The following is a 3,642-nucleotide window of genomic DNA, read 5'->3' as shown; positions in this document are numbered from 1 at the left end:
TGTAATATTTTACGGGCCCTATGGTACATTTTAAGGAGTTCCGCGTCACGAGAATCATAAACTTCGCCATTGATCATCTTCTCTTTTTCGGTCATAGTCATCTGGTTTCAACTGGAAATCACCCCTTAAAATGTATTGTCTGTTTTTGGTAGCTACTCTAATACTTGGTCTTATCATGTTTTGATGCCCAGTTATTAAAAACTTCAACAGCTTCTTCTTGTAACATTTGTTTAAAGTGAATTTGTCTGTCTTGCATGTCCACTTCCAATTCGTCATAAATAAACTGGTCATCAAAATCTATCGCTTTTGCATCTGCTTTATCACAACCATAATAAACTGCTTTTGGTCTAGCCCAATAAATGGCGCCAAAACACATAGGGCAAGGTTCGCAAGAGGTGTAAATAATGCAATCTGTAAGTTGAAAAGTACTTAATTTTTTACAGGCATCTCGTATAACAACCATTTCTGCGTGTGCAGTAGGATCATTTGTAGAGGTTACTTTATTATGACCTTCGGCAATAATTTCTCCGTCTTTTACAACTACAGCACCAAAAGGGCCACCTGCATTAGAGTTCATTCCTTTTGCTGCCATTTCAATGGCTCTTCTCATAAAAAACTCGTGATCTTTCGTCATATTTCTATAATTCTAATAATATATTATTGAGTAAATGGGGGTGCAAATTACGTCATTTATATACAATTTTAGGGCTAGTGTTTTTTGAACATGAAAGATATTTTTTAGGGGAATGTTAAAATAATTATGAAAGATTAGGATAATAATACGACTGAATGTTAAAACCGACCAATTTTAAAAAGATTTAGGCGCATTATTGATTAGGTAATATTTTTTGCATTCGCAGCTCCATAAAATCTATTCAACTGTCGTATGAAGTAACTCTGTTAAATTTAAAGCTTCTGCATACTATTGATAATTAGTAATATTGGTTTTGTTAAAATTATATTTTGAAAGCAATAACTAAATATTGGTTCTTAGAAGGATTTAGCCTTTTTAAAAAGTTAGGGATGCCTTCTATGATGAAACTATGTGATTTTTTAGAAATGGATCATGTAGATAAAGGCAGTGTCATTGAAATAGGAGCACGAGATAGAAAATGCATTTTCTTTTTGAAAAATGGATCTGTTAAGATTATGGACTCTGATAGCGACATTGTAAAGTATGTCGTTAAGAAGGGAAATATTTTTGGAGAACTATCCATTTATGATAAAGATAGCTCATCTAAAGAGGTTGCTATAGCTCTAGAGGACGTAGTAATTTGTTATATCGAATCTGATATGATGGAAGATTTGATGGAAGAACATAAATCTTTAAAAAATGGCTTGTTAAAAATATATGGTCTACGCATTAGAAAATTAGAGACAAGACTTCAAGACCTGTTATACAAAGACAGTAAGACAAGAATCTCTGAATTTATTAAAGCCTACATAGAAGAGTTCGGTGAAAGTGATAAGGAAAGGGTAATAGCAAAGAATCTTCTTTCTCACAAAGATATTGCCAACTTAACAAACACTTCTAGACAGACGGTCAATAACGTATTAAGTACAATGCGTAAAGACAACGTCATTGATTATGATTCAAAATTTATATCATATTCACAAACCACTTTAAGTACAACCACTAAGTAAAGCAACTATAATGAAAAAGTTCACCCATTTTCTCCTAATCTTCCTTTTAGCATTAGTTACGAGTACTGTTTCTTCTCAAGAAATAGAGCTGTCCATTTATGTTACAGCCAACACATGGGATGTTTCTGATACTGAAGTGCTCTCTGAGATTTCAAAAAAATCGCAATTAGTAAATAAGCCTACCGTATTAATATTAGGTAACGCTGCACCTAAAACTGAAATAGAAAAATCATTGGATAAGCAGTTGTCTATATTATCAAATTTAGGAAATGATGTCATTTTTATTCCTGGTAATAAAGAATGGGTAAATGGGTATAAAAGTGTTTCTGATATTGAAAAGTATATTCAGAAAAATAGCAAAGCCAAATTTTCTCCTGATGATGCGGAACCTATTAAGCATCAAGATTTGGGAGAAAACGTAGAATTGATAACGGTAGATTCTCAATGGTTCTTAGAAAACTGGGACGATCACATTTATATCAATGAAGAATCTGAAATTCAGAATAGAACTTTATTCTTTTTGGAATTTGAAAATCGCATAAAAAAAGCACAAGGCAAAATCGTTTTTGTTGCGATACATCACCCAACAAAAACATATAGTAAACAAGGTTTTCTTAGTAATATTGGCGGATTCTCTACACAAGAATTTCAAAATATGCAATACCGAACCCTTAGAAACAGATTAAAGACAATTGCCGTAGGGGCAGATAACGTTATCTTTTTGTCAGGTCAAAGTGAAAACTTACAATATATAAAAGGTAATGTACCTCAAATTATAAGCGGAGCAGCTGGTAAACTTAAAGCTGTAAAAAATGGCGAACAAGATGATTTTTCTATTGCCAAAAAAGGTTATGTACGTTTAGATATTACTATTAACGGTAGTGTATTAGCAAAATATTATGCTTTAGAAAACGGCACTTTTAATGAGGTTTTTAAGACGACGGTTCTAAAGAGCGAAACTGAAGATTTAGAAGTGTACAACTTCGATAAAAATCTAGGAACAACTAAATCAGCGGCTATTTATACAAAAGAAGCTGCTACAAAAAGTGGATTCTATAAAGCGCTTTGGGGTGAACATTATCGTAATTTCTATGGTAAAGAAGTTGATGCGCCAGTTGTTTTCTTAGACACATTAATGGGAGGTTTAACTCCTTTGAAACGAGGAGGAGGGCAACAATCAAAATCACTTAGATTAGAAGATAAAGGGGGTAAGCAGTATGTTATGCGCGCTTTAAAAAAGAGTACCATAAAGTTCTTACAAGCGAATGCTTTTCAGGAAACTTATATTGGCGATGTTTTAGACGGTACAACCGTCGATAAATTTTTAGCCGATTTTTATACGACTTCAAACCCATATACTCCTTTCGTTATAGGTGAGTTGTCTGATGCGGTTAGTGTCAATCATACCAATCCTATTTTATATTACATTCCTAAACAAGAAACCTTAGGTGTTTATAATGACGAGTTTGGTGATGAGTTATACATGATTGAAGAGCATGTGGGCGACACACAAATAGAAGCAGAGAGTTTTGGGAAGCCATTAAAAATATTAAGTACTGCTGATGTTTTACAGGAAATAAACAGATCGGGTAAATCGGTAGTAGATGAACCTTCTTATATCCGTGCAAGAATATTTGATATGCTTTTAGGAGATTGGGACAGGCATGAAGACCAATGGCGTTGGGCACTCTATAAAAATGAGGACGGAACGGAGTATTGTAGTCCAATACCTAGAGACAGGGATCAAGCATTTTCAAAATACGACGGTACTTTAATTAGTTTTCTAACTAGAGTAATACCGGGGTTGCGTAAAATGCAAACTTATGATGAAGATCTTAGAAGTGTAAAATGGTTTGCATCGTCTCCGTATCATTTAGACTTAACTTTTATTCATGCCTCTGGATGGGAAGAATGGGAGAAACAAACTGATCATATTCAAAAAGAACTATCAGATGCTGATATTGAAAATGCTTTTGAAGCAATTCCCGAAGAAATAAA

3 protein-coding genes and 1 pseudogene are annotated in these 3,642 nt (G+C 33.7%); 2 read left to right on the top strand and 2 right to left on the bottom strand.

Annotated features, from left to right (window positions below):
* Window positions 1-77 (bottom strand): maltose acetyltransferase domain-containing protein (locus tag ACSHWW_RS14310; protein WP_435683149.1); only part of this gene is annotated, 77 nt, incomplete at its 3' end.
* Between the two features lie 80 nt (window positions 78-157).
* Window positions 158-634: a nucleoside deaminase gene (locus ACSHWW_RS14305; RefSeq protein ID WP_435683148.1), complete on the bottom strand. Its 477-nt coding sequence runs from the start codon at window positions 632-634 to the stop codon at window positions 158-160.
* A gap of 329 nt (window positions 635-963) precedes the next feature.
* On the opposite strand from ACSHWW_RS14305, the gene ACSHWW_RS14300 reads away from it, so the two are divergent.
* Complete coding sequence (locus ACSHWW_RS14300; protein WP_435683147.1) at window positions 964-1,644, top strand: Crp/Fnr family transcriptional regulator; 681 nt, start codon at window positions 964-966, stop codon at window positions 1,642-1,644.
* Window positions 1,645-1,654: 10 nt separating this feature from the next.
* A pseudogene (locus ACSHWW_RS14295) lies at window positions 1,655-3,642 on the top strand (hypothetical protein); the annotation flags it as partial.

Origin of the sequence: Nonlabens sp. (genome assembly GCF_051251825.1) — a bacterium.
In the GTDB taxonomy this organism is placed as follows: domain Bacteria; phylum Bacteroidota; class Bacteroidia; order Flavobacteriales; family Flavobacteriaceae; genus Nonlabens.
Note: the sequence above shows the minus strand (reverse complement) of the source record. Positions and strands in the feature narration are given on the sequence as shown.